A 20,991-nucleotide genomic window follows, 5' to 3' on the forward strand; every position below is an offset into this window, starting at 1 on the left:
ACCCACCACACAGCAGGCTGTCACCTGTTGTCGCGAGATAGAAGCATTTTGTTATGAGCTCTTAGTGCTCCAGTTCTCATAGAAGGTGTCGGTGGCTTTCATCTTGCCTGGTCCAAATCTCGAGAAGTCACCATATGCACCTACATGACGGAGCTTGGAGTAGACAATTGTCGTGGAACCGCCATCCCCGCCGTGGAGCTGGTAGGTCAACGGATAGCCGGTCCCGAGTCCGACCGGAATGCAGTGCCCGGCGGTCATGGGGCTGTACACGCCGTCCTTCTCGATGTTGAACCCGGCCGTGCACTGGGTGGACATGTCCTTATCGAGGTAGCCGCCTCCCCTCAGCCATTCGTCGTGGTCCTCGACGGCCGCCTCGGTGTTCACCTGCACCTCACCGGTGAACGGATCGGCTGAGACCTCATGCGTCCCGTCCCCGTCCTCAAGGCTGGCGGCCGCCTTCTCGACTTCGGCCTGCACCTCTTTGTCGCTGTAGCCCTTACGTCCCTCGAAGTCGATCGGAGCCGGTACCTTCTTGGCCTCCTCGACCACGTCCTGCGGGACATCGCCTTTGAACGCGACCCATCCGCGGCGAGTGCCGTCGACCTCGCGGATCGCGTAGCCGGCGTACGTATCCGGGTATTTCTCGTAAATGTAGCGGGCCAGTTCGGTGAACCGATCCTCCCACCCGTACTCCTCGACGACCTTTTCCAGGGTCAGGCCCTTATTCTGGGAGATCAACTCAAAATCAGCGAACCTCATTGCATGGATTCCGTCGATCTCGACGTCCGGGTAATCGGATCCGGACGCCTTCTTGATCCTGCCGAACTCGTTCTTGAGCTGCCTGCCGAGGGAGACGCCGTTCGCTTCGGCCTTCTCCTTGACTTTCGCGAGCTCGGGACGCCGGGCGCGGGGCTGATCCTCGGCCTCCAAGGAGAAGCGGACCGTTCCGTCCGCGGCCTCTCGGGCCTGTGCAGTGGTGACCGGGAGGCCGAGGATCGCGGCGGAGAGGGCCGCACAACCGAGAAGTGCCGGAAAGCGGAGAGATCGCATGGACTCAAATGATGATCATCTCCAGTGCAAAACGCCATGAAATATTCAATTTCGGCCACGGAATCAAACCGAACGCAGCCTTAGACTCCGGCCGTGTCCTTCACCGTACGATGTGCCGCCCGGGTTCTGCTTCCTCTCGCGCTTCTCACGGCCTGCGGTTCGGGAACGGAGTCCCGGGAGTCCCCGGTCGCCACGACCCCGGCCTCCCCGGCGTCCGTCGTGACGGGTTCCGCCGAACCGAACGCGGGCCTCACCGGCCCGGCCGTGGACAATACCGAGCTCAGTCTGTCCCTGGGCCGGACCAGGCGCTTCTGGAAGACGTGGGAGATCACCTACCACGGCCTGGAGCACCACGTCCCCGCCGACGAGGACGCCCCGCAGGGCTGGCGGCATCAGGGGCCGACCTGGCTCGCCACCCTCACCGTCCGCAACCTCCACGAGAATCCGGTCCGGATCCGCCCCTCCCTGACCGCCCAGTCGGGCGAAGGCCTCACGGGAGCCTTCGGCGGCTTCCTCGGCTACGGCCGGGAGAGCGATCTGGACACCGGCGACCAGGTGAGGCTCCGTGCCCTGGTCGGCACCAGGAGCACCGACAGCGTCATCCTGACGCTGGATCTGGGCATCGTGAGCCAGCCTCAGATCACCCTCGTCCGAGGCGACGGAACGTGATCTCCGCGATCCGGGGCGCCGGAGCACTGGCAAGATCGCGATCTTGATGGAAGAATCGCCCACTCCATAGGAACAGAGGAGATTCAATGCTCAAACGCACTGCCGCGGTGTTCGCCGCGGCCGCCTCGGTGCTCGGCGTCAGCGCCGCCGTCGCGCCGGCGGCCCAGGCGGGCGGGTACGGATGCGCGGGCAATCTCGTGAAGACCATCCCGGTCCCGCTGAAGGACATGCTGACGGGGAAGACCTACTACCGCAGCGACATCAAGCTGTACTACAACCCCAAGTCCGGTTGGAACTGCGCGGTCATGGTGAAGCGGCCCGGCAAGGCCCGCTACAACGCCAAGGTCCCGATGTACCTGGAGATCATGAACTCCCGCTGGGCCGAGGACCGCCAGAAGAACAACGTCGACCGCGACCAGGGCAACTTCCGCCGCTACGCGGGCCCGGTCAAGGTCAACGGCCGCTGGAAGGGCAGGGGCCTGTGCATCAGCGTCCACGCCCTCTACTCCGACGCCGAGGCCAGCCGCTACCACGGCCCCGAATGGAACGGCCGCCTCCACAAGTCCGGCCTGGCCTGCCGCTGACCGGCGGGTCCCGCGGGCGCCGACCCGTCCGCGAGACCTTCCTTTCCCGCCCGGTCCGCACGCCGTGCGGACCGGGCCTCCCCGGTCAGGCTCGGATCGGGGCCTGGAGGTCGACGTCGCCGATGACGCGGCCGGCGGCCAGGTTCTCCTCGACCTCCTTCCGCCAGTACTCCCGGGCCTGCGCGGTGTCGATCTCGAACTCGAACCGGTTGGTCATCTCGGGGGTGACGTCCTCGACATCGACGTAGAACTGCTCGTACCAGCGGCGGAGCTGGTAGACCGGGCCGTCCTCCTCGCAGAGCAGCGGATTGTCGATCTTGGTCTTGTTCCGCCAGATCTCCACGTCCTGCAGGAAGCCCGTCTCCACGCCCGAGGCGAAGGCGAGCGCGAACTGCTCGGCGTCCTGCTCGCCCATGCCGTCGATCTTCTTCACCATCACGCCCCACTGGAGCATGAAGCTGGTCGGCGACACGGGGTAGTGGCAGTTGATGAGGACCGTCTCGATCGTGAGCCCGCCCCCGATCGTCCTCATCGGGTTGATCATGTAGGACGGGCCGTAGTAGGCGGCCTGGGACTCGTTGCGCGTCGCCTCGCCGGTGTAGTTGGTGCCCAGGTCCACGTCGGGGCGGGACTGGCCGTTCATGTACTGCCAGGCGGTGTGGCCCTCGAAGACGTTCCTGAAGAACGTCGGGAACGAGTAGTGGATATAGAAGAAGTGGGCCATGTCCACGACGTTGTCGACGATCTCCCGGCAGTGCGATCCCTCGATCAGCATCCGGTTCCACGTGAACGACGTCCACTCCGGAGAGCCGTACTGCTCGATCACCGGGATCGTCACCTCCGGCGGAGGCGGGTTGCCCTGTGGATCGTGCCAGACGTAGAGCTGGCCGTTGCGCTCCAGCACCGGCCACGACTTCGTCCGCGCCCGTAGCGGCACGCGCCGCGCGTACGGAATTCCCGCGCACCGGCCGTCGCCGCTCCAGCGCCAGTCGTGGAACGGGCAGGCGACCGCATCGCCCTTCACCTGGCCCTGGGTGAGGTCCCCGCCCATGTGGGGGCAGTAGCCGTTGAGAACGTTCAGCTTGCCGCCGCCGTCGGCGAACACCACCAGCTTGGTGCCGAACGCCTCCACCGCGTGCGGCTCGCCGTCGTTGAAATGCCCGATCAGGCCGAGGCAGTGCCACCCCCGCGCGTAGCGGGCGGGAGGCGCGGCCGACTCGATCACGCGGACCTCGGTGTCCCCTTCGATGCGGGGTGCGCTCATCCGGACTCCTCCGGTCGGAGTGGAAAAACTCGTGTCAGTCCCCTCATACACGGAAGATCGCCGAGCGGCCTGTCCGAAATCGGCCATGCCGTGACGAACGCGCAGCTCCTCCGACTGTACAGAGCCCGGCCGACTGTCATAACGGAATCACCAAGAGCCCGAACGGATTCGTCTTCCCGTCCGATGAGCGGGCGGGAAGTTCCGTGGATCGTGTGGCGCATGAGAAGACGCAACATCGGCCTGGCCGCGGTCATGGCGGCGATCGTAGGAGTGCCGACGGCGGCGCACGCCGGTCCCGAGGACGCCTGGCGGCACGTCTACTTCACCCCGATGAGCTCGCTGGGCGACTTCGAGGCGGCCGGTCCCCGCGAGGTCTGGCAGATCGGGCACAAACAGGCCGCGATCCAGCCGTCGCTCTTCCACTGGACCGGCGGCTCGACCTGGAAGGGCCACTCCCTGCCGGACCTGCCGTCCATCCTCGGGACCGAGGCCACCGACGTCGACGTCGTGGGTCCGGACGAGGCGTGGGTGCACACCTCCGTCATGACTGGCATCAACCCCTACCGGTGGACCAAGTACCTGGCCCGCTGGGACGGCTCCGCATGGACCAGGATCGCCATGCCCGCCTCCCCGATCGGGACCCCCTCCGGCCTCCCGGATCCGCCCAGCGTCCTGGAGGCGAACGCCGGCGGCGTCTGGCTCGCCGTGAACGACCGCGTCTCCCGCTGGGACGGCTCCACATGGACCGTCACCGGGACGCTCGACGGCACCGTGCGGGATCTCCGTTCCTTCTCCCAGGGCGACGCCCTGGCCCGGACGGACGGCGGCCTGTGGAAATGGGACGGCACCACCTGGCAGAAGCTCCCGGGCGGCTGGCCCGCCAAGGCCCAGATCACCGGCCCCGACAGCGCCTGGTACGCCGACACCGACGGCCTGCACACCTGGAACGGCGCCGCCTGGAACACCACTCCCTACCCCGACGGTCGGCAGGACCCGGCCGAGGTCCGGTCGGTCTCGGAATCCGACGGCCTGTGGATCCACCTGAAGCTCCCGAGCGGCCTCGAGCAGATCCTGCGCTGGAAGGACGGGGCGTGGATCGACTACGCGGACACCCCCGACCAGGTGCAGCAGGTGACCGTGGACGACGCCGGCCGCGTCTGGGCCGTGGATCGCATCGTGCGTTACACGCCCACGGGTTCCGGCGGCCAGGCGCCGGAGTACAAGGGCCGGCTGCTCCGCCTCAGCCCCAGCGGCCTCGGCTGGCAGCCCCTCTCGGTGCCCGAGGCCGACTACCGCCTCATCGAGCTCCCGGGCAGCGACCGCCTCTACGCCTACGGCCGCAACGGCTGGACCGGCACCCGCCACATCACGACCAACGCCGATCCGCTGCCCTGACCTCTCCTCCGCCTGCCCGCTGTACAGGACGCCGTGAACTGTCATAGCGGAATCACCAAGAACCCGGGCGAATTCATGATCCCGTCCGATGAGCGGGCAGGCGTTTCCGAGGATCGTGTGGCGCATGAGAAAACGCGACATCGGACTGGCAGCGGCCGTGGCGGCCATCGTGGCGGTGCCGACGGCGGCGCACGCCGGTCCCGAGGACACCTGGCGGCACGTCTACTTCACCCAGATGAGCTGGCTGGGCGACGCCGAGGCGGTCGGCCCTCATGAGGTCTGGCAGGTCGCGAAGAAGAAATACTCGACCGCGTCGGAGGTCTTCCACTGGACCGGCGGCTCGACCTGGAAGGGCTACTCCCTGCCGGGTGTGGCCGCCCTGCAGACGAACGACATCGGCGACATCGACGTCGTCGGCCCGAACGAGGCATGGGTGGCGGGCACCTACTCGACGAGTTTCACGATCTATGCCAGGTACCTGGCCCGCTGGGACGGAACCACGTGGACCAAGGTCTCCCCGCCGACCCCGTCGGTCGGCGGCACCTCCAGCATCCTGGAGGCGAACGCCGGCGGCGTCTGGCTCGCCGAGAACGACCGCGTCTCCCGCTGGGACGGCTCTGCATGGACCGTCACCGGGACGCTCGGCGGCGGTGTGCGTGAACTCCGCGCCTTCTCCCAGGGCGACGCCCTGGCCCGGACGGACGGCGGCCTGTGGAAATGGGACGGCACCGCCTGGCAGAAGCTCCCGGGCGACTGGCCCGCCAAGGCCCAGATCACCGGCCCCGACAGCGCCTGGTACGCCGACACCGACGGCCTGCACACCTGGGACGGAACCACCTGGCAGACGGTCCCCTACCCCGAGGGCTCACAGGACCCTGATGCGGCGACGCCGATCTCGGAATCCGACGGCCTGTGGGTCCACGTGGACCCGCAGAGCGGCATCGACCGGATCCTGCGCTGGAAGGACGGGGCGTGGATCGACTACGCGGACACCCCCAGCCAGGTGAAGCAGGTGACCGTGGACGGCGCCGGCCGGGTCTGGGCCGTGGAGCGCATCACCCGTTACATGCCCTCCGGCTCCAGCCACGTGCCCGAGCACAAGGGACGGCTGCTCCGCCTCGACCCCGGCAGCCGCTACAGCTGGAACCCCGTCTCGGCTCCCGAAGCCGACTACCGCATGATCGAGCTCCCCGGCGGCGACCGCCTCTACGCCTACGGCCGCAACCAGTGGACCGGCACCGACCACGTCACGACCAACGCGCCGACTCCCTGACGCCCCCATGCACCCGCTCGGTCCGGACAGCGCGCCCCGGGCCGAGCGGGGAGGGCGGCGGCGGGTGGGCCGACCGGCTCGCGTAAATTTCCTGAGCCGGAAGAAATCACCCAGTCGTGGAAGTGCAGCTTGTCAGATTCGCGTTCCCTCTCCCCCGCCGACCTCGCCACGACGGTCGTCTTCGCCGCGTTCATCGCGGTGCTGGGCCTCTTCCCCGGCATCAACGCCGGCAGCTCCGGCGTCCCCATCGTCCTGCAGAACGTCGGGCCGATCCTGGCGGCGTGCCTGCTGGGCGCGCGCCGGGGCACCGCGGCCACCGCCCTGTTCCTGGCGCTGACCGCCATGGGGCTGCCCCTGCTGTCTGGAGGACGCGGCGGGATCGCCCCGTTCTTCGGGCCCGGCGGCGGCTTCCTCCTGGGCTGGCTGCTGTCCGCGCTGGTCGCCGGGCTCGTCGTCGCACGCCTGAAGCGCAGGAGCCTGCCGGTGCTGCTGCTGGCCGGCGTGGCCGGAGCGGCGGCCGACTACCTGGTCGGCGTGCCCTTCCTCGGCCTGTACACCGGGGACCTGTGGTCGGCGGCCGTGCAGTCCCTGGTCTACGTGCCGGGCGACGCGGTCAAGGTGGCGGGCGCCGCCGTGGTGGCGGCCACGGTCCACCGCGCCCTGCCGAACCGGCTGGCGGGCGCCGCCACATGATCGAGTTCGAGGGCGTCGGGCACCGGTACGGGGACCGGGTCGTCCTCTCCGGGGTCGACCTCCGCGTCCCGGAGAGACGCGTGGCCTTCGTGGGCTCCAACGGCTCCGGCAAGTCCACCCTGGCCCGCACGGTCAACGGGCTGATCCGGCCGACGGCGGGCCGCGTGCTCGTCGACGGGCTCGACCCGGCCCGCGACGGCCGCGCCGTACGGCGGCGGGTCGGGTTCGTGTTCGCCAACCCCGACAGCCAGATCGTGATGCCGACGGCGGGCGAGGACGTCGCGTTCTCCCTGCGCCGCAGCGGCATGTCCAAGAGGGAGCGGACGGAGCGCTCCATCGAGGTCCTGGCCGAGCACGGGCTGGGCGGATACGCCGACCATCCCGCCCACCTCCTCTCCGACGGCCAGAAGCAGCTCCTCGCCCTGTGCTCGATGCTCGTCCTGGAGCCGGCCGTCCTGGTCTGCGACGAGCCGACCACCCTGCTCGACCTGCGCAACAAGCGCCGGTTCGTGGAGCTCCTGCACACCCTGGACCAACAGGTCGTCATGGTCACCCACGACCTCGACCTCCTCACCGGCTTCGACCGCGTCATCGTCCTGGACGCCGGGCGCGTCGTCGCCGACGACGCGCCCGGACCCGCGCTCCGCCGCTACCGGGAACTGGCCGGATGACCGGCGGCTGGTACGAACCCGGCACCAGCCCGCTGCACCGCGCGCCCGCGGGCGCGAAGCTGCTCGCCCTGCTGGCCCTCGCCGCGACGGTCCTCACCCTGCACTCCCCCCTCCTCCTCGGCGGGGTCTGCGCGGTGATCGCCCTCGGCTACGCGTCGGCGCGGGTCACGCCGCGCCGCTGCCTCCGCCTAGCCGTCACCCTCACGCTGCTCGTGGCCTTCGTCTTCACGATCCAGGGGCTCCTGCTCGGACCCGCGGCCGCCCTGACCATCTGCCTTCGCCTGGTCGCCGCGTTCTCCGCCGCCGAGCTCTTCACGGTCACCACGCGGGTCGACGCCGTCGTCTCCGCCGTCGAGAACGCCATGAGGCCGCTGCGACGCTTCGGCGTCCGGCCGGACCGCGTGGGCCTCACGGTCGGCCTCACCCTCCAGGCGATCGCCGCCCTCTCCTCGATCGCCGCCGAGGTCCGCCAGGCGGCGATCGCCCGGAACGCGGGCTTCTCCGTGAAGGCGCTCGTGGTGCCGTTCCTGATCCGCACCCTGCGCCATTCCGACGAGCTGGGCCAGGCCCTGACCGTCCGGGGCGTCGACGACCGGCCGTGAGCCCGGCTACTTCAGATCGTCGTCGTACTCCGTCAGGCCCGCGTCGAGGAGCGGGGGCTGGTAGGTGCCGGCGGCCTTGGAGAGCCAGTGCAGGGCGTGGTAGCCGGTGAGCACCAGCAGGGTGCCCAGGGCGATGCCGTTGAGCTCGAAGTCGTCGGTGAACTTCAGGCTCACGCCGCCGATGCCGACGATGACGCCTGCGGCGGCCGGGATCAGGTTGAGGGGGCGGCCGAAGTCGACCTTGTTGCGGATCCAGATCTGGGCGCCGAGCAGGCCGATCATGCCGTAGAGGATGACGGTGATGCCGCCGAGGACGCCGCCCGGGATCGCGACGACGAACGCGCCGATCTTCGGGCAGAAGCCGAAGAGCAGGGCGAAGAGCGCCGCGCACATGTAGGCGGCGGTCGAGTAGACGCGGGTGGCGGCCATGACGCCGATGTTCTCGGCGTAGGTGGTGGTGGCCGGGCCGCCGGCGACCGTCGAGACCATGGTGGCCACGCCGTCCGCCGCGATGGCGGTGCCCAGTTCGTCGTCCAGCGGGTCGCCCGTCATCTCGCCGACGGCCTTGATGTGCCCGGTGTTCTCGGCGACCAGGGCGATGAGGACCGGCAGGGCGACGATGATCGCCGACGCGTTGAACGCGGGGCCGTGCATGTCGGGGAGGCCGATCCAGGCGGCCTCCTTGACCTGGGTCAGGTCCAGGCGCCAGTGGTCGGTCACCGTGCCGGTGGCGTCGACGGAGTGGATCTTGCCCGCGGTGAGGTCGAGGATCCAGGAGAGCGCGTAGCCGAAGACCAGGCCGAGGAAGATCGCGATGCGGGACCAGAAGCCGCGCAGGACGACCAGCGCCAGGCCGGTGAAGAGCATCGTGGCCAGCGCGGTCCACTGGTCCTGCGGCCAGTAGGTGCCCGCGGCCACCGGGACGAGGTTGAAGCCGATCAGCATGACGACGGCGCCCGTGACCGGCGGCGGGAGCACGGCGTGGACGATCCCGGCGCCCATGAGCTTCACCGCGACGCCGACCGCGGCCAGGGCGAGCCCCACCACGAACAGCGCGCCGGTGATCTCGGCGGGCCCGCCGCCCTGGCTGCCGATGACGGCCGCGACCCCGACGAACGACAGCGACGATCCCAGGTAGCTGGGCACCCGGCCCCGCGTGATCACCAGGAACAGCAGGGTGGCGACGCCCGAGGCCATGAGGCCCAGGCTCGGGTCCAGACCCATCAGCACCGGCGCGACGAAACACGCGCCGATCATCGAGACGACGTGCTGGGCTCCCAGCCCCATCGTCCGGACCCAGGTGAGCCGCTCGTCCGGCCGGACGACCTCACCCGGCTCCAGATGCCGCCCGTCTCCATGCAACTTCCACCCAAAACCTGACATTTCACACTTTCCGTTAGTGCACTCTCGAAGAGAGCACAGAACACCGAACGCTTGACGATAAGGGTCGGCCGTCCTGCATGATCGACCGGGCGGGACACACCGACGACCGGGGAACGCGCACCGCTCCCCACGACACCCGAGGAGCACGAAAACCGTGAACGTTCTCGTCCGGCAGGCCTCGTCCGCGGATCTGGAAGCCGCGGCGCGCGTCCTGGCAGCGGCTTTCGACGACTACCCCTGGACCCGGTGGGCGATCCCAGAGGACGGCTACCTCGGACGGCTGGAGCGGCTGCAGCACCTCTACCTGAGCCACGCGCTCGAGAACGGCGTCGTTCTCGTCGACGACGAGGTGCGGGCCGTCGCCGCCTTCCTCCCGCCGGACGTCCCCGCCATGTCGCAGGAAAGGCAGAAGCGGGTGGCGGAACTGCACGGGTCGCGCCTCTCCGCCCTCGCCGCCGTGGTGCTGCCGGAGCCCCCGCGGCGCTCATGGAGCCTGGCGACCCTGGGCGTCCACCCCGCCCGCCAGGGCGCCGGTCTCGGCAGCGCGCTCATCACGGCGGGCCTGGCGCTGGCCGATCGGGACGCCGCGCCCGGCGGCGTCGCCCTGGAGACCTCGGACGAGCGCAACGTCCGCCTCTACCGGCGCTCGGGTTTCACCGTCACCGCCGAGACCCCGATCGCCGACGGCCCGACCGTGTACTCCATGAGCCGCCCGCCCGGAACCGCCTAGCCGAGGCCCTGCGCCCTCAACCGCCCCGCCCTGGACTCCAGGTGGCGCCGCTCGGTGAGGCTGGCGGTGGCCTTCGCGGCGCGCCGGTAGTGCGCGTAGGCGTCGGCCGCCGCGCCGTTCTTCTCCAGCAGATGCGCCCGCACGGACAGCAGGCGGTGGTGCGTGGCCATCCGCTCGTCGCCGTCCAGCGCGGCCAGCAGGGCCAGCCCGGCCTGGGGGCCCTCGATCTCGGCGAGTGCGATCGCCCGGTTGAGGGTGACCATCGGGTTGGGCGCGATCCGCTCCAGGATCAGGTAGAGGACGTGCACCTGCGCCCAGTCGGTCTCCTCGGCCTTGGCCGCGTCGGCGTGCGTGGCGGCGATGGCCGCCTGCAGCAGGTACGGGCCCAGCGCCGGGCCGGCCAACGCCCTCTTAACCAGCTCGGTGCCCTCGTCGATCAGCTCGCGGTCCCAGTTCACGCGGTCCTGCTCGTCCAGCGGCACCAGTTCGCCGGACGGCGTCGTCCGTGCCCCGCGGCGGGCGTGGGTCAGCAGCATCAGGGCCAGCAGGCCAGCCGCCTCGCCGTCCCCGGACAGCCGCGCGTGCACCGTCCGGGCCAGCCGGATCGCCTCGTGCGCGAGGTCGGCCCGGTGCAGCAGGCGCCCCGAGGAGGCGGTGTAGCCCTCGTTGAAGATCAGGTAGAGCACGTGCAGGACGACCCGCAGCCGCTGCTCGCGCTCCGCGCCGTCCGGCAGGTCGAACGAGCCGCCGGCGGCCCTGATGCGCTGCTTGGTCCGGCTGATCCGGACCGCCATCGTGCCCTCCGGCACCAGGAACGCGCGGGCGATCTCGGCCGTGGTCAGGCCGCCGACCGCCCGCAGCGTCAGCGCGGTCTGGGAGGCCGGGGTCAGCGCCGGGTGGCAGCACAGGAGCAGCAGGTCGAGCGTGTCGTCGGTGTTCGGCACCTCGGGCGGCGCCTCGGCGGCCGCCGCCGACTCGCGCTCGCGGCGCGCCTGGTCGCTGCGCATCCGGTCGATGAGCCGCCGGGACGCGACGGCCGCCAGCCAGCCGCGCGGACGGTCCGGCACACCCTCGGCCGGCCACTGCACGGCGGCGGCGAGGAGCGCCTCCTGCGCGGCGTCCTCGCACTCCTCGAACCGGCCGTACCGGCGGACCAGCGCACCGAGGACCTGCGGCGCGAGCTCGCGCAGCAGGTCCTCGACGGCCGGGGGCGTCACGCCTCCAGGCTCCCGTCGGCGAACATCACCTGCCGCACCTCCACGCCCAGTCCCTCGATCGCGGCGTCCGGAATCCGCGCCGCCAGCTCCACCGCCCGCTCCCTGTCCTGGCAGTCGACCAGGTAGAAGCCGCCCAGGTACTCCTTCGCCTCCAGGAAGGGGCCGTCGGTCACCACCGGCTGGCCGTTGCGCACCGCGACCACGGCGGCCTGCGACGGGTCGGTCAGCCCCTGCGTGGTGATCAGCTCGCCCGACTCCTTCAGCTCCTCGATGAACGCGCCGTGGCCCTCCCCGATCGCCGCCTTCTCCTCGTCGGTCAGCGCGTCCAGCACGGCCGGGTTGATGTGCATGCCGATCAGGAACCGCATCTCGTCCCCCTCCTGGTTCACGGGCCCCGAACGGACCCCTCGACCGTTGGTCGAAGCCACCGCCGCCGTCTTGACACCCTCCGCCGAAAATTCTGCCCACTTCTTCCCTCCGCGGTATCAAGAAGCCCTCGCCCACTCTCCTGACGCCTTCCTTCTCCTGCATTGCCCGCCACAGAGATGAACAGCGTGGGAGGATGACCGCAACCCGGTCACTCTGTTCTGGAGCCCCTCAGCGCGGGGGCCCGGTCGGGGCGTCGTGGTGGATGGGGCCCGCGGTGCGGGTGAGGGGCAGGGCGGTGCCGCCGCGGCGGGCGGCGATGAGTTCGGCGGCGATCGAGACGGCGGTCTCCTCGGGGGTGCGGGCGCCGAGGTCGAGGCCGATCGGGGAGCGGAGCCCGGCGAGTTCGGTGTCGGTCAGGCCCGCCTCGCGTAGGCGGGCCAGGCGTTCGGCGTGGGTGCGGCGGGAGCCCATGGCGCCGACGTAGCCGAGGGGCAGGCGCAGGGCCACTTCGAGCAGGGGGATGTCGAATTTCACGTCGTGGGTGAGCACCACGACGGCGGTGCGGGAGTCCACGGCGGTCGAGGCGAGGTAGCGGTGCGGCCAGTCGACGACGACCTCGTGCGCGTCGGGGAAGCGGGCGGGGGTGGCGAAGACGGGGCGTGCGTCGCAGACGGTGACGTGGTGGCCGAGGAAGCGGCCCAGTGAGGCGACCGAGGCGGCGTAGTCGATCGCCCCGAAGATCAGGAGCCGGGGCGGCGTGGCGTAGGAGGCGATGAAGACCTCCAGGTCGGGACGGCAGCGGACCGTGCGGACGCCGGTGGCGCCGCCGTCCAGCATCGCCTCGGCCTCGGCCGCCACGACCGCGTCCACCTCGGGGTCGCCCATGCCGCCGTGGCGGGCGCCGGGGACGACCGCGAGGGTGGCGCCCGAGGCGTCCAGCAGGTGCGCGACCGCCGCCGGGCGCCCTGAGGCGAGTGCTTCGGCGACCGCCTCCACCACCGGCGCGGGCGGCGCGGGCTGCACCAGCACCTCGATGACGCCGCCGCAGGTGAGGCCGACGGCGAAAGCGGTCTCGTCGGAGTAGCCGAAGCTCTCCCGCACGGCCGTGCCGGTCTCCATGACCTGTCGGCACAGGTCGTAGACGGCGCCCTCGACGCATCCGCCGGACACGCTGCCCACCGCCTCGCCGTCCTCGGCCACGGCCATGGCGGCGCCGGGGCTCCGGGGCGCGCTGCCTCCGGTGCCGACGACGGTCGCCAGCGCGTACCGCGTCCCGGCCCGGTGCCAGGCGCGCAGCCTTTCGGCGATCTCTCGCATGCGTCCACTCCCCTCTACCGGCATGCCCGGCGCGGTGACGTCGGGTGCCGGGAGGACTTCATTCTGCGCACTCAAGTGCACTTCAGTACAAACCGCACATCACGCAAGGGACAAAACCCCCTGTTGCGCCCATTGGAATCTTAGACCTAAAATTCTTTGTACAAAGTGTTCTCGGGAGAACAGGACGACACGATGGGCTCAATCGCCATCAGCGGCGCGGGGATCGGCGGGCTGACCGCCGCGATCGCGCTGCGCTCGCTCGGCCACGACGTCGTGGTGTACGAGCAGGCGCCGAAGTTCGCGCGGGTGGGCGCCGACATCAACCTGACGCCGAACGCCGTACGCGCCCTCGACGGGCTCGGTGTCGGCGACGCGCTCCGCGAGACCGCGGCCCGGCCGACGCACCGCATCAGCCGCACCTACGACACCGGCGAGGAGACCTCCCGCCTGCCGATGGGCGACACCGCCGAACGCCAGTACGGCGCCCCCCAGCTCACGATGCACCGCGCGGACCTCATGACCGCGCTCGAGTCCTCCCTTCCGGAGGAGTGCGTGCGCCTCGGCGCACGGGTCACCGAGATCTCCCAGGACGACAACGGCGTCGTCCTGGGCCTCTCGGACGGCCGCGAGGCGCGTGCCGACGCGGTGATCGGCGCCGACGGCATCCACTCGGTCGTGCGGACCGCGCTGTTCGGACCGGAGACGCCGACGTTCACGGGCGTCGTCGCCTACCGCGCCGTCGTCCCGGTCGAGCGGCTCGCCGGGGCCGGGAACCTCAACGCCTTCACCAAGTGGTGGGGGCCCGACGTCGACACGCAGATCGTGACCTTCCCCTTGAACCGGGGGCGCGACCTGTTCATCTTCGCCACGATCCCGCAGGAGGGGTGGCACGAGGAGTCCTGGACGCAGCCCGGCGAGGTCGCCGAGCTGCGCGACCTCTACGCCGGCTTCCACCCGGAGGCGCGGTTCCTGCTGGAGGCCTGCTCCGAGGTCCTCAAGTCGGCCCTCTACGTGCGCGACCCGCTGCCCTCCTGGACCGTCGGGCGGGTCACGCTGCTCGGCGACGCCTGCCACCCGATGATGCCGTTCATGGCGCAGGGCGCGGGCCAGGCGATCGAGGACGCCGTGGTCCTCGCGCGGGCGATCGACGCGCACGCCGACCACCCCTCGGCCTTCGCCGCCTACGAGGCGGCCCGGCGCGAGCGCACCGCCCGCATCCAGATCTCCTCGCGGGACAACGCCTGGCTCAAGGAGTCCGGCACGGGCGACTGGGTCTACGGGTACGACGCGTGGACCGTTCCCGTCGCGTGACCCGGGACCTGCCCGCCTCCGCCCCGGCGCGCGTGCTCGCGGTCCTGGAGCACGTCGCCGGCGGCGGGAGCACCGCCAACCTCTCCGAGCTGGCGCGCACGACCGGCCTCAACCGGATCACCCTCATGCGGCTGCTCGCCGACCTGACTGAGGAGGGCGTCCTGGAGCGGACCGGCGCGGGCCACCGCGTCGGCCAGCGGCTCCTCCTCCTGTCCGCCGCCGCCCTGTCCGGCCAGGAGCTCACCTCGCTCGGCCAGCGGACCCTGGACGGACTCAGCGCGGCCCTCGGCGTCTCGGCCTATCTCGTGGTCGCCGAAGACGACCGCATCACCTATCTCCTGCGCGCGATCCCGGACACGCCCCTGGTCTCCCAGGTGACGGTGGGAACCGTGGTCCCGATCGACGCGACCACCGGCGGGCGCGCCGTCCTCGCCGCCCGCGCCGGCGACCGCGCGCCCGTCTTCTGGAGCCGGTCGGGCTACGAGCCCGGCATCGACTCGGTGGCCGCGGCCGTGGTCCGCCCCGACGGCGCCCCCGTCGCCGCCGTCAGCCTCGCCGCCCCCAGCGGCCGCCTGGACCACTCCCCCGCCAGGCGCGCCGAAGTGGAGGACGCCCTCATCACCGCCGTCGCCGATCTCGGCGCTCTCCTCGGCGCCGCCCGAGGCTGACCGGCCGGTTCTCAGAAGGCCGATGCTCCGCGTGGTCCCCCGACACGGCGGGGGACCACGCGGAGCCGTATGCCGGGGAGGCCGGGACGCTCGCGGGTTCAGAGAGTGTCGAGGAAGGCCGCCACGGCCGCGTTGAACGCGTCGGGGTTCTCCTGGTTGGCCAGGTGGCCCGCCGCGGGGACGGACCGGAGGACGGCGCCGGGGATCCGGGCGGCGATCGCCTCGCTCTCGCGGGCGCCCGTGACCCGGTCGGCCTCGCCGTAGAGGACGAGGGCGGGTGCCTTGATCGAGGCGAGGGTGCCGTCGAGGTTCGTCGCGGCCATCGCGTCGGCGGCGTGGCCGTAGCCGGGAAGCCGGATGGCCGAGGCCATCGCGGCCGCGGCGTCGGCGGCCTCCCTCTCGGGGGCGTCCGCGCGCAGCAGCCTGCGCGCCCGCACCGCGGCGAACGCCTCGGCCCCCTGCTCGGCGAGCTCCGCCGCCCTGTCCCGCATCGCCGCGGCCTGCTCCGGGGACTGACCCGAGCCGCGGGTGCTGTCGCCCAGGACCAGGGCGCGCACGAGGCCGGGATGCCGCTGGGCGAGCCGGGCCGCGATCACCCCGCCGAAGGACATGCCCAGGACGACGGCCTCGTCGTGGCCGCGCGCGGTGATGAGCGCGGCCGCGAGGTCGGCGTAGCCGTCCATGCCGGGCGCCGCGGCGAGGTCGGGTGAGGCGGCGTAGCCGGGAGCGTCCCAGGCGACCACGCGCATGCGGTCGGCGAACGCGGCGAGCTGCGGCGCGAACGAAGCCGAGCTCGATCCGATCCCGTGCAGGCACAGCAGCAGCGGGCCGTCGCCGGCCTCCCGCGTGTGCAGGAGGGCGGCGACGGCCCGTGCGTCGAGGGGCGCGGCCATCAGTCGCGGGTGACGCCGTGCATCTCCGACGTCGCCGGGTACGACGGGAGCGCGGGCTTGCGGGTGCCGATGATCACGCAGATGCGGGCGTCCTCCGCCGAGACCGTCTTGAGGCTGCGCGGAACCCCGGCGGGCACGCACAGCAGGTCGTACTTGCCGAGCACGCGGCTGGCGGTCCTGGTGCCGTCCTCGACGTCGTGGACGGTGAACTCGACCTCGCCCTCCAGGACGAAGAACGCCTCCTCCACGTCGGGGTGGGTGTGCTCGGGGCCGACGCAGCCCGACGGCAGGATCATGTTCGAGAACGTGAAGTGGTCCGAGGGGATGATCGAGGAGTCGCCCTCGTGATTGCCCGTCGCGCCGGAGCCGATGTAGCGGACCTGCGCGCGGCGGAACTTCTCGCCCGCCTTCGTCTGGAACTTCAGGGTGTCCCAGTCGATGTTGCGCGTGGCGCTGCTGGCGAGGCACTTGTCGATGAGGGCCTCCAGCTCGGGGGTGCCGGTCTGGACCGTCGTGTCGGTCATGGTGCTGCCTTTCTGGTTCGTGCGGTGCGAAGGGGAGGCGGGTTCACCCGGCCGGGCGCGCCCAGCCGGGGTCGGGCACTCCGCCCATGTGCCGGCGGATGTCGGGGGACGGCGGCCCCGCGGTGCGGAACAGGTCCGACAGCTCGGGGATGCGCGGCCAGACGCGGGGCATCCAGGTGTCCTCGTCGATCTGCAGGACCTCGGCGGTCATCTCCGGGACGAGCCCGGCCGGGTCGACGTAGTAGGCGAAGGCGTTGTCGCCCGGACCGTGCCGGCCGGGGCCCCAGGCGGTCTCGTGCCCGGCGACCTTGAGCCGGCCGATGCTGCGCAGCCAGGCGTCCAGGCTGCCGACCTCGTAGGCGACATGGTTGGGCGCCGCCCACTCGGCCTGGTTGAAGGCGACGACGTGGTGGTCGGCGTTGGCCCGCAGGAACACCATCTGGTGCTCCGACCAGTCGCTGACGCGCAGCCCCAGGACGCGGGTGTACCAGGCGGTGAGGGCGTCGATGTCGGTGGTGTTGAGCACGACGTGCGCGACCTTGCGCGGCACCGGCACGTCCAGGGGGCGTTCGGGGACGGCGTGCACGAGGGCGCTGATCTCCAGGACCCGGTTCTCGGGGTCGAGGAACCGGAAGCCGTACCCGGCGCCGGGCCGGTCGAGGGGGCCGGGCCGGTCCAGCAGGACGGCGCCCTCGGCCTCCGCCCAGGCGGCTGCGGCGTCCACCTCCGCGGGAGTGGGCAGCGCGAACGCGACGTGGTCCAGGGCGTTGGCCTGCGCCGCGTGCAGTTCGAGCACGTGGTGCTCGGGCCCCGAGGCGCGCAGGTAGGCGGCGCCGGGGGTGCGCTCCACCAGTTCGAGCCCCCACGGGCCGCTGTAGAAGGCGACCGACTCCTCCAGCGCGGTGGTGCGCAGCGCGACGTGGCGCAGGGCGCGGAGGCGGGGAGGTGCGGGGGAGCTCATCGCGGTGTCCTCTCGTCGGTGGGTCGGGGCCGGACGGGCGCTCAGTTCGCGCCCGGGATCTTGACCGGCGGGGTGAACGGGCGCGGGATCGGGCCGAGGGCATCGACGTCGACCTCCACCACGGCGGCGCCGCGGACCGAGAGCGCGGCGGCGAGCGCGGCCTCGATGTCGTCGGTGCTCTTGACCCGCCAGTGCGGCAGGCCGTAGGCGGCGGCCAGGAGGCCGAAGTCGGGGGTGGCCAGATCGACGCCGGAGCGCCGACCGACGTGGACGTCCTGGGTGTTGCGCAGCACCCCGTACCCGCCGTCGTTGAACAACAGGACGACGGCCCACGGGTTCTCCTGGGCGAGCGTTCCGAGTTCGCCCAGGTGGACGGCGAAGCCGCCGTCGCCCGCGAGGATCAGCGTCGGGACCTCGGGCCGGGCGATCGCCCCGCCGATGCCCATCGCCAGGCCCTGGCCGATGCCGCCGCCGCGCGGGAAGACGTTGACGGACGGGTCGTCCACGGCCAGGAGCCGGTTGCCCCACATGCTGGACGGGATCGTGACGTCGCGGGCCAGGACGGCGGTGCGCGGGAAGGCCGAGCGCACCGCGTCGCAGATCTCGGCCTGCCAGCCGATGGACTCGCGCAGGCCCTGGCGGGCGCCGCGCCGCGCGGCGGCGACCTCGGTGAGCCAGCCGTCGTCGGTGCCGGTGCGCTCCGGGAGGCGTGCGAGCAGGGCGCGCAGCACCTCGGCGGCGTCTCCGGCCAGGCCGGTCGCCGCCGGGTAGACCCGCCCGATCGCGGCGGGGTCGATGTCGATCTGCACGTGGTCGGCGGGCAGGGCGAGGTCGTAGTCGCCGGTCTCGTTGCTGCGGAAGTGCGTCCCGATGCTGATCAACAGGTCGGCACGCTCGCGCACGGCGGCGACGGCGGGGTTCATCGCGAAGTTGCCGATGCACGCGCCGTGCCCCTCCTCCACCACTCCTCGCCCGGAGTTGCTGGTGAGGAGCCCGGCGCGCGTTCTGGTGAGCAGCTCGGCGACCTCCGGGCGCGCGTCGAGCGCGCCGCCTCCCGCCCACAGCAGCGGGCGCTTCGCGGCGGCGATCCGCGCGGCCGCCTCGTCCAGCGCCGCCTCGTCCAACGCGGGGGCGGCGGCCTTCGGCGCGACGTCCAGCGCGGGGATGGCGTGCGGGCGGTACTGGAGGTCGATCGGCCACTCGACGCTGACCGGCCCGTAGGGGGCGGTCGCGGCCTCGGCGGCGGCGCGGGCGAGGATCCCGGCGGCGCTCTCGACGTCGAGGATGGTGTACGCGGACTTGCTGACGGCGGCGAGCATGCCCGCCTGGTCCTTGGTCTCGTGGATGAAGCCGCGGCCCTGGCCGAGGTGGCGGCTCTCGATCTGCCCGGTGAGGTGCAGCACCCGCGAGCCGGTGGACAGCGCCTCGATGAGGGAGCCGGCGGCGTTGCCCGCGCCGGTGCCGGTGCTGGTCAGCGCGATGCCGACGGTGCCGCGGACGCGGCCGTGGGCGTCGGCGGCGTTCACCGCGGCGGCCTCGTGGCGGACCGGGACGAACCTCTTCTTCGCGGCCACGGCGTCCACGATGGGCATGTTGTGCACGCTGACGACGCCGAAGACGGTGTCGACGCCCAGCGCCTCCATCAGCGCGACGACCAGGTCGCCGCCGTTGGTGACGTCCAGCGCGCGGCCGGGTGCGGGGTTCTCAGACATAACGGGCGACTCCTCCGGAGACCTCGATCTGGGTGCCGGTGATGTAGGAGGCGCGCGGCGACGCCAGGAAGACGATGGCCGCCGCGACCTCCTCGGCGGTGCCGAACCGCCGGGCGGCGATCCGGCGGTCGGCGGCGATGCCGCTCGCCCACTCCTCGTAGGAGCCGGTCGTCCGGCCCTCCTCCAGCGCGTTCTCGTACCTGCGCCGCCACTGGCCGGTGTCGATCAGCCCGACGCACACGGAGTTGACGCGGATGCCGTCGGCGGCGAACTCCGCCGCCATCGAGGTCGAGAGATTGAGCAGCCCGGCGCGTGCCGCGGACGTCGCCACGAGGTGCGCTTCGGGCTGGCGGGCCAGGACCGCGTTGAGGTTGACGACCGCGGCCGCGTCGGAGCCGCGCAGCGCGTCCAGGGCGGCGCGGGTGGGGTGGATCACGCCGAAGAACTTCAGGTCGAGCTCCTCGCGCCAGTCCTCGTCCGCCGTCGTGGCGAAGGTCGAGGTGCGGGAGCGGCCCGCGTTGTTGACGAGGACGTCGAGCCCGCCGAACGCGGCCGCGGACTCCCGTACGAAGGCGCCGATCTCCTCGGCGCGCGTCACGTCGGCGGCGCCGTGCCGCAACCGCTCGCCGTACTCGGCGCGCAGGGGTGCCAGTGCCGTGCGGAGTCTTTCGGGGTCGCGGCCGCAGGTCGCCACGTTCGCCCCCTCGGCGAGCAGCGCCGCCACCGTGGCGAGCCCGATGCCGGAGCTCCCGCCGGTGACCAGGGCCGTCCGACCGGCCAATCCCAGTTCCATGTGCGGCACGCTACCATAAAGTCTTAGATCTAAGTATCTTTGTCCATAGAGTTTTTGGACCAAGAGTCCTGCCGTCGAGAGAGCGTCCCGGAAGGCCGGGGCGCGGGAGGAGCGTCGATGCCGGAGTCGAAGGCGATCGCGGTGCTGGGGTACGGCGCGATCGGGACGGTCGTGTGCGACCGGCTGCTGGCCGGGGACGTCCCCGGCGCGCGGCTGGACTGCGTGGTGGGGCGGAGCGCGGAGGGCGCCGCCGTCCCGGTGGTGAGCGCCGCCGAGGCGATCGCGCGGGCCGACGTGCTCATCGAGTGCGCGGGCCAGGCGGCCCTCGCCGCCCACGGCGAGGAGGCCCTGGCCGCGGGCGTGGACCTCGTGGTCTCCTCGGCCGGCGCCCTCGCCGACGGGGCCCTGCGCGAACGCCTCTACGCCGCGGGCCCCGGCCGCCTCTTCGTCACCGCGGGCGCCCTCGGCGGCCTGGACCTCCTGGTCGCGGCGGCCTCGGCAGCGCCCTTCACGACGATCCGGCTGAGCACGACGAAGACCCCCGCCGCGCTCGTCCAGGACTGGATGGACGACTCCCGCAAGGCGGAACTGGCCTCCGCCGACGGCCCGATCGTGGTCTTCAGCGGCCCGGCAGAGGAGGCGGCCGCCCTCTTCCCCAGGTCGATGAACGTCGCCGCGACGCTCTCCCTGGCCCTGCCCGCCACCCCGGTCGAGGTCGAGCTGGTCGCCGACCCCGCCGCCTCCCTCGTCACCCATGTCGTGACGGCCGAGGGCCCCGTCGGCAACTACCGCTTCGAGGTCCAGAACCTCCCCTCCCCCGCCAACCCCCGCACCAGCCGGGTGGTCCCCTACGCCGTCCTCCACACCCTCCGCGAAGCCCTCTGAACGGGTCCGGCGGCGCCGTCCTCACCT

General features: G+C 71.8%; 22 protein-coding genes. 11 read left to right on the top strand and 11 right to left on the bottom strand.

Translation table 11 applies throughout. The annotated features are described in order from the left end of the window. Positions 1 to 51: 51 nt before the first annotated feature. Positions 52 to 1,050, bottom strand: a complete 999-nt coding sequence (locus ABD140_RS16885) for a chymotrypsin family serine protease (RefSeq protein WP_344241787.1) — start codon at positions 1,048 to 1,050, stop codon at positions 52 to 54. A gap of 219 nt (positions 1,051 to 1,269) precedes the next feature. Between ABD140_RS16885 and ABD140_RS16890 the strand changes: the two genes are divergently transcribed. Continuing rightward, positions 1,270 to 1,719, top strand: coding sequence for a hypothetical protein (locus ABD140_RS16890; RefSeq protein ID WP_344241788.1), 450 nt, complete (start codon positions 1,270 to 1,272; stop codon positions 1,717 to 1,719). Between the two features lie 86 nt (positions 1,720 to 1,805). Continuing rightward, a complete protein-coding gene (locus tag ABD140_RS16895; RefSeq protein ID WP_344241789.1) occupies positions 1,806 to 2,303 on the top strand; it encodes a hypothetical protein in 498 nt (165 codons plus the stop codon). 85 nt (positions 2,304 to 2,388) lie between these two features. Here the strand turns inward: ABD140_RS16895 and ABD140_RS16900 are convergent, their stop codons facing one another. Beyond that, entirely contained in the window at positions 2,389 to 3,567 is a 1,179-nt protein-coding gene (locus ABD140_RS16900; RefSeq protein WP_344241790.1) for a 3-ketosteroid-9-alpha-monooxygenase, oxygenase component, read from the bottom strand. Positions 3,568 to 3,786: 219 nt separating this feature from the next. Here ABD140_RS16900 and ABD140_RS16905 point away from each other — a divergent pair, with 219 nt between their 5' ends. The 5 genes from ABD140_RS16905 to ABD140_RS16925 all read left to right on the top strand — a co-directional run bounded on the left by ABD140_RS16905 (position 3,787) and on the right by ABD140_RS16925 (position 8,201). After that, positions 3,787 to 4,962, top strand: coding sequence for a hypothetical protein (locus ABD140_RS16905; RefSeq protein WP_344241791.1), 1,176 nt, complete (start codon positions 3,787 to 3,789; stop codon positions 4,960 to 4,962). A gap of 124 nt (positions 4,963 to 5,086) precedes the next feature. Beyond that, positions 5,087 to 6,235 carry a beta propeller repeat protein gene (locus ABD140_RS16910; protein ID WP_344241792.1) on the top strand — a complete coding sequence of 383 codons (1,149 nt, stop codon included), beginning with the start codon at positions 5,087 to 5,089 and terminating at the stop codon, positions 6,233 to 6,235. Between the two features lie 129 nt (positions 6,236 to 6,364). Further along, a complete protein-coding gene (locus ABD140_RS16915; protein WP_344241793.1) occupies positions 6,365 to 6,928 on the top strand; it encodes a biotin transporter BioY in 564 nt (187 codons plus the stop codon). Continuing rightward, on the top strand, positions 6,925 to 7,599 hold the full coding sequence (locus ABD140_RS16920; protein ID WP_344241794.1) for an energy-coupling factor ABC transporter ATP-binding protein: 675 nt from the start codon (positions 6,925 to 6,927) through the stop codon (positions 7,597 to 7,599). The genes ABD140_RS16915 and ABD140_RS16920 overlap by 4 nt, the downstream gene beginning before the upstream one ends. After that, positions 7,596 to 8,201 (top strand): energy-coupling factor transporter transmembrane component T family protein, encoded by a 606-nt coding sequence (locus tag ABD140_RS16925; protein ID WP_344241795.1) that lies wholly within the window; start codon positions 7,596 to 7,598, stop codon positions 8,199 to 8,201. The genes ABD140_RS16920 and ABD140_RS16925 overlap by 4 nt, the downstream gene beginning before the upstream one ends. A gap of 6 nt (positions 8,202 to 8,207) precedes the next feature. On the opposite strand, the gene ABD140_RS16930 is transcribed toward ABD140_RS16925, so the two are convergent. Next, positions 8,208 to 9,584, bottom strand: coding sequence for a uracil-xanthine permease family protein (locus ABD140_RS16930; RefSeq protein ID WP_344241796.1), 1,377 nt, complete (start codon positions 9,582 to 9,584; stop codon positions 8,208 to 8,210). Positions 9,585 to 9,738: 154 nt separating this feature from the next. Here ABD140_RS16930 and ABD140_RS16935 point away from each other — a divergent pair, with 154 nt between their 5' ends. Further along, a complete protein-coding gene (locus ABD140_RS16935) occupies positions 9,739 to 10,314 on the top strand; it encodes a GNAT family N-acetyltransferase (RefSeq protein ID WP_344241797.1) in 576 nt (191 codons plus the stop codon). Here ABD140_RS16935 and ABD140_RS16940 read toward each other — a convergent pair. From ABD140_RS16940 to ABD140_RS16950, 3 genes are all read right to left on the bottom strand, one after another. Next, on the bottom strand, positions 10,311 to 11,531 hold the full coding sequence (locus ABD140_RS16940; RefSeq protein WP_344241798.1) for an RNA polymerase sigma factor: 1,221 nt from the start codon (positions 11,529 to 11,531) through the stop codon (positions 10,311 to 10,313). The genes ABD140_RS16935 and ABD140_RS16940 overlap by 4 nt on opposite strands. After that, positions 11,528 to 11,899, bottom strand: coding sequence for a YciI family protein (locus ABD140_RS16945; RefSeq protein WP_344241799.1), 372 nt, complete (start codon positions 11,897 to 11,899; stop codon positions 11,528 to 11,530). The genes ABD140_RS16940 and ABD140_RS16945 overlap by 4 nt, the downstream gene beginning before the upstream one ends. A 229-nt stretch (positions 11,900 to 12,128) precedes the next feature. Continuing rightward, positions 12,129 to 13,217, bottom strand: a complete 1,089-nt coding sequence (locus ABD140_RS16950) for an XdhC family protein (RefSeq protein WP_344241800.1) — start codon at positions 13,215 to 13,217, stop codon at positions 12,129 to 12,131. Between the two features lie 192 nt (positions 13,218 to 13,409). Here ABD140_RS16950 and ABD140_RS16955 point away from each other — a divergent pair, with 192 nt between their 5' ends. Both ABD140_RS16955 and ABD140_RS16960 read left to right on the top strand, forming a co-directional pair. Next, positions 13,410 to 14,528 (top strand): FAD-dependent monooxygenase, encoded by a 1,119-nt coding sequence (locus tag ABD140_RS16955; protein ID WP_344241801.1) that lies wholly within the window; start codon positions 13,410 to 13,412, stop codon positions 14,526 to 14,528. Continuing rightward, entirely contained in the window at positions 14,507 to 15,196 is a 690-nt protein-coding gene (locus ABD140_RS16960; protein WP_344241802.1) for an IclR family transcriptional regulator, read from the top strand. Before ABD140_RS16955 ends, ABD140_RS16960 begins: the two co-directional genes overlap by 22 nt. Before the next feature lie 98 nt (positions 15,197 to 15,294). Here the strand turns inward: ABD140_RS16960 and ABD140_RS16965 are convergent, their stop codons facing one another. Genes ABD140_RS16965 through ABD140_RS16985 form a run of 5 tightly spaced genes read right to left on the bottom strand, consistent with a single transcriptional unit; the run spans position 15,295 to position 20,079 of the window. Then, positions 15,295 to 16,089 carry an alpha/beta fold hydrolase gene (locus ABD140_RS16965; RefSeq protein WP_344241803.1) on the bottom strand — a complete coding sequence of 265 codons (795 nt, stop codon included), beginning with the start codon at positions 16,087 to 16,089 and terminating at the stop codon, positions 15,295 to 15,297. Further along, positions 16,089 to 16,613 carry a cupin domain-containing protein gene (locus tag ABD140_RS16970; protein WP_344241804.1) on the bottom strand — a complete coding sequence of 175 codons (525 nt, stop codon included), beginning with the start codon at positions 16,611 to 16,613 and terminating at the stop codon, positions 16,089 to 16,091. Before ABD140_RS16970 ends, ABD140_RS16965 begins: the two co-directional genes overlap by 1 nt. A 43-nt stretch (positions 16,614 to 16,656) precedes the next feature. After that, the gene (locus ABD140_RS16975) at positions 16,657 to 17,574 is read right to left on the bottom strand and encodes a VOC family protein (RefSeq protein ID WP_344241805.1); all 918 of its coding nucleotides are present in this window, start codon (positions 17,572 to 17,574) and stop codon (positions 16,657 to 16,659) included. 41 nt (positions 17,575 to 17,615) lie between these two features. Next, positions 17,616 to 19,286, bottom strand: coding sequence for a thiamine pyrophosphate-binding protein (locus ABD140_RS16980; protein ID WP_344241806.1), 1,671 nt, complete (start codon positions 19,284 to 19,286; stop codon positions 17,616 to 17,618). Beyond that, on the bottom strand, positions 19,279 to 20,079 hold the full coding sequence (locus tag ABD140_RS16985; protein WP_344241807.1) for an SDR family oxidoreductase: 801 nt from the start codon (positions 20,077 to 20,079) through the stop codon (positions 19,279 to 19,281). The genes ABD140_RS16980 and ABD140_RS16985 overlap by 8 nt, the downstream gene beginning before the upstream one ends. 117 nt (positions 20,080 to 20,196) lie before the next feature. Between ABD140_RS16985 and ABD140_RS16990 the strand changes: the two genes are divergently transcribed. Beyond that, positions 20,197 to 20,964, top strand: coding sequence for an aspartate dehydrogenase domain-containing protein (locus ABD140_RS16990; protein ID WP_344241808.1), 768 nt, complete (start codon positions 20,197 to 20,199; stop codon positions 20,962 to 20,964). The last annotated feature ends 27 nt before the right edge of the window (positions 20,965 to 20,991 follow it).

Source organism: Actinocorallia libanotica (assembly GCF_039525175.1).
In the GTDB taxonomy this organism is placed as follows: domain Bacteria; phylum Actinomycetota; class Actinomycetes; order Streptosporangiales; family Streptosporangiaceae; genus Actinocorallia; species Actinocorallia libanotica.

Excerpts from the sequence above, each read along its gene's own strand:
- ABD140_RS16885 (WP_344241787.1), bottom strand. The coding sequence starts at position 1,050 with ATGCGATCTCTCCGCTTTCCGGCACTTCTCGGTTGTGCGGCCCTCTCC.
- ABD140_RS16895 (WP_344241789.1), top strand. The coding sequence starts at position 1,806 with ATGCTCAAACGCACTGCCGCGGTGTTCGCCGCGGCCGCCTCGGTGCTC.
- ABD140_RS16900 (WP_344241790.1), bottom strand. The coding sequence starts at position 3,567 with ATGAGCGCACCCCGCATCGAAGGGGACACCGAGGTCCGCGTGATCGAG.
- ABD140_RS16905 (WP_344241791.1), top strand. The coding sequence starts at position 3,787 with ATGAGAAGACGCAACATCGGCCTGGCCGCGGTCATGGCGGCGATCGTA.
- ABD140_RS16910 (WP_344241792.1), top strand. The coding sequence starts at position 5,087 with ATGAGAAAACGCGACATCGGACTGGCAGCGGCCGTGGCGGCCATCGTG.
- ABD140_RS16920 (WP_344241794.1), top strand. The coding sequence starts at position 6,925 with ATGATCGAGTTCGAGGGCGTCGGGCACCGGTACGGGGACCGGGTCGTC.
- ABD140_RS16925 (WP_344241795.1), top strand. The coding sequence starts at position 7,596 with ATGACCGGCGGCTGGTACGAACCCGGCACCAGCCCGCTGCACCGCGCG.
- ABD140_RS16930 (WP_344241796.1), bottom strand. The coding sequence starts at position 9,584 with ATGTCAGGTTTTGGGTGGAAGTTGCATGGAGACGGGCGGCATCTGGAG.
- ABD140_RS16945 (WP_344241799.1), bottom strand. The coding sequence starts at position 11,899 with ATGCGGTTCCTGATCGGCATGCACATCAACCCGGCCGTGCTGGACGCG.
- ABD140_RS16950 (WP_344241800.1), bottom strand. The coding sequence starts at position 13,217 with ATGCGAGAGATCGCCGAAAGGCTGCGCGCCTGGCACCGGGCCGGGACG.
- ABD140_RS16955 (WP_344241801.1), top strand. The coding sequence starts at position 13,410 with ATGGGCTCAATCGCCATCAGCGGCGCGGGGATCGGCGGGCTGACCGCC.
- ABD140_RS16965 (WP_344241803.1), bottom strand. The coding sequence starts at position 16,089 with ATGGCCGCGCCCCTCGACGCACGGGCCGTCGCCGCCCTCCTGCACACG.
- ABD140_RS16970 (WP_344241804.1), bottom strand. The coding sequence starts at position 16,613 with ATGACCGACACGACGGTCCAGACCGGCACCCCCGAGCTGGAGGCCCTC.
- ABD140_RS16975 (WP_344241805.1), bottom strand. The coding sequence starts at position 17,574 with ATGAGCTCCCCCGCACCTCCCCGCCTCCGCGCCCTGCGCCACGTCGCG.
- ABD140_RS16980 (WP_344241806.1), bottom strand. The coding sequence starts at position 19,286 with ATGTCTGAGAACCCCGCACCCGGCCGCGCGCTGGACGTCACCAACGGC.
- ABD140_RS16985 (WP_344241807.1), bottom strand. The coding sequence starts at position 20,079 with ATGGAACTGGGATTGGCCGGTCGGACGGCCCTGGTCACCGGCGGGAGC.
- ABD140_RS16990 (WP_344241808.1), top strand. The coding sequence starts at position 20,197 with ATGCCGGAGTCGAAGGCGATCGCGGTGCTGGGGTACGGCGCGATCGGG.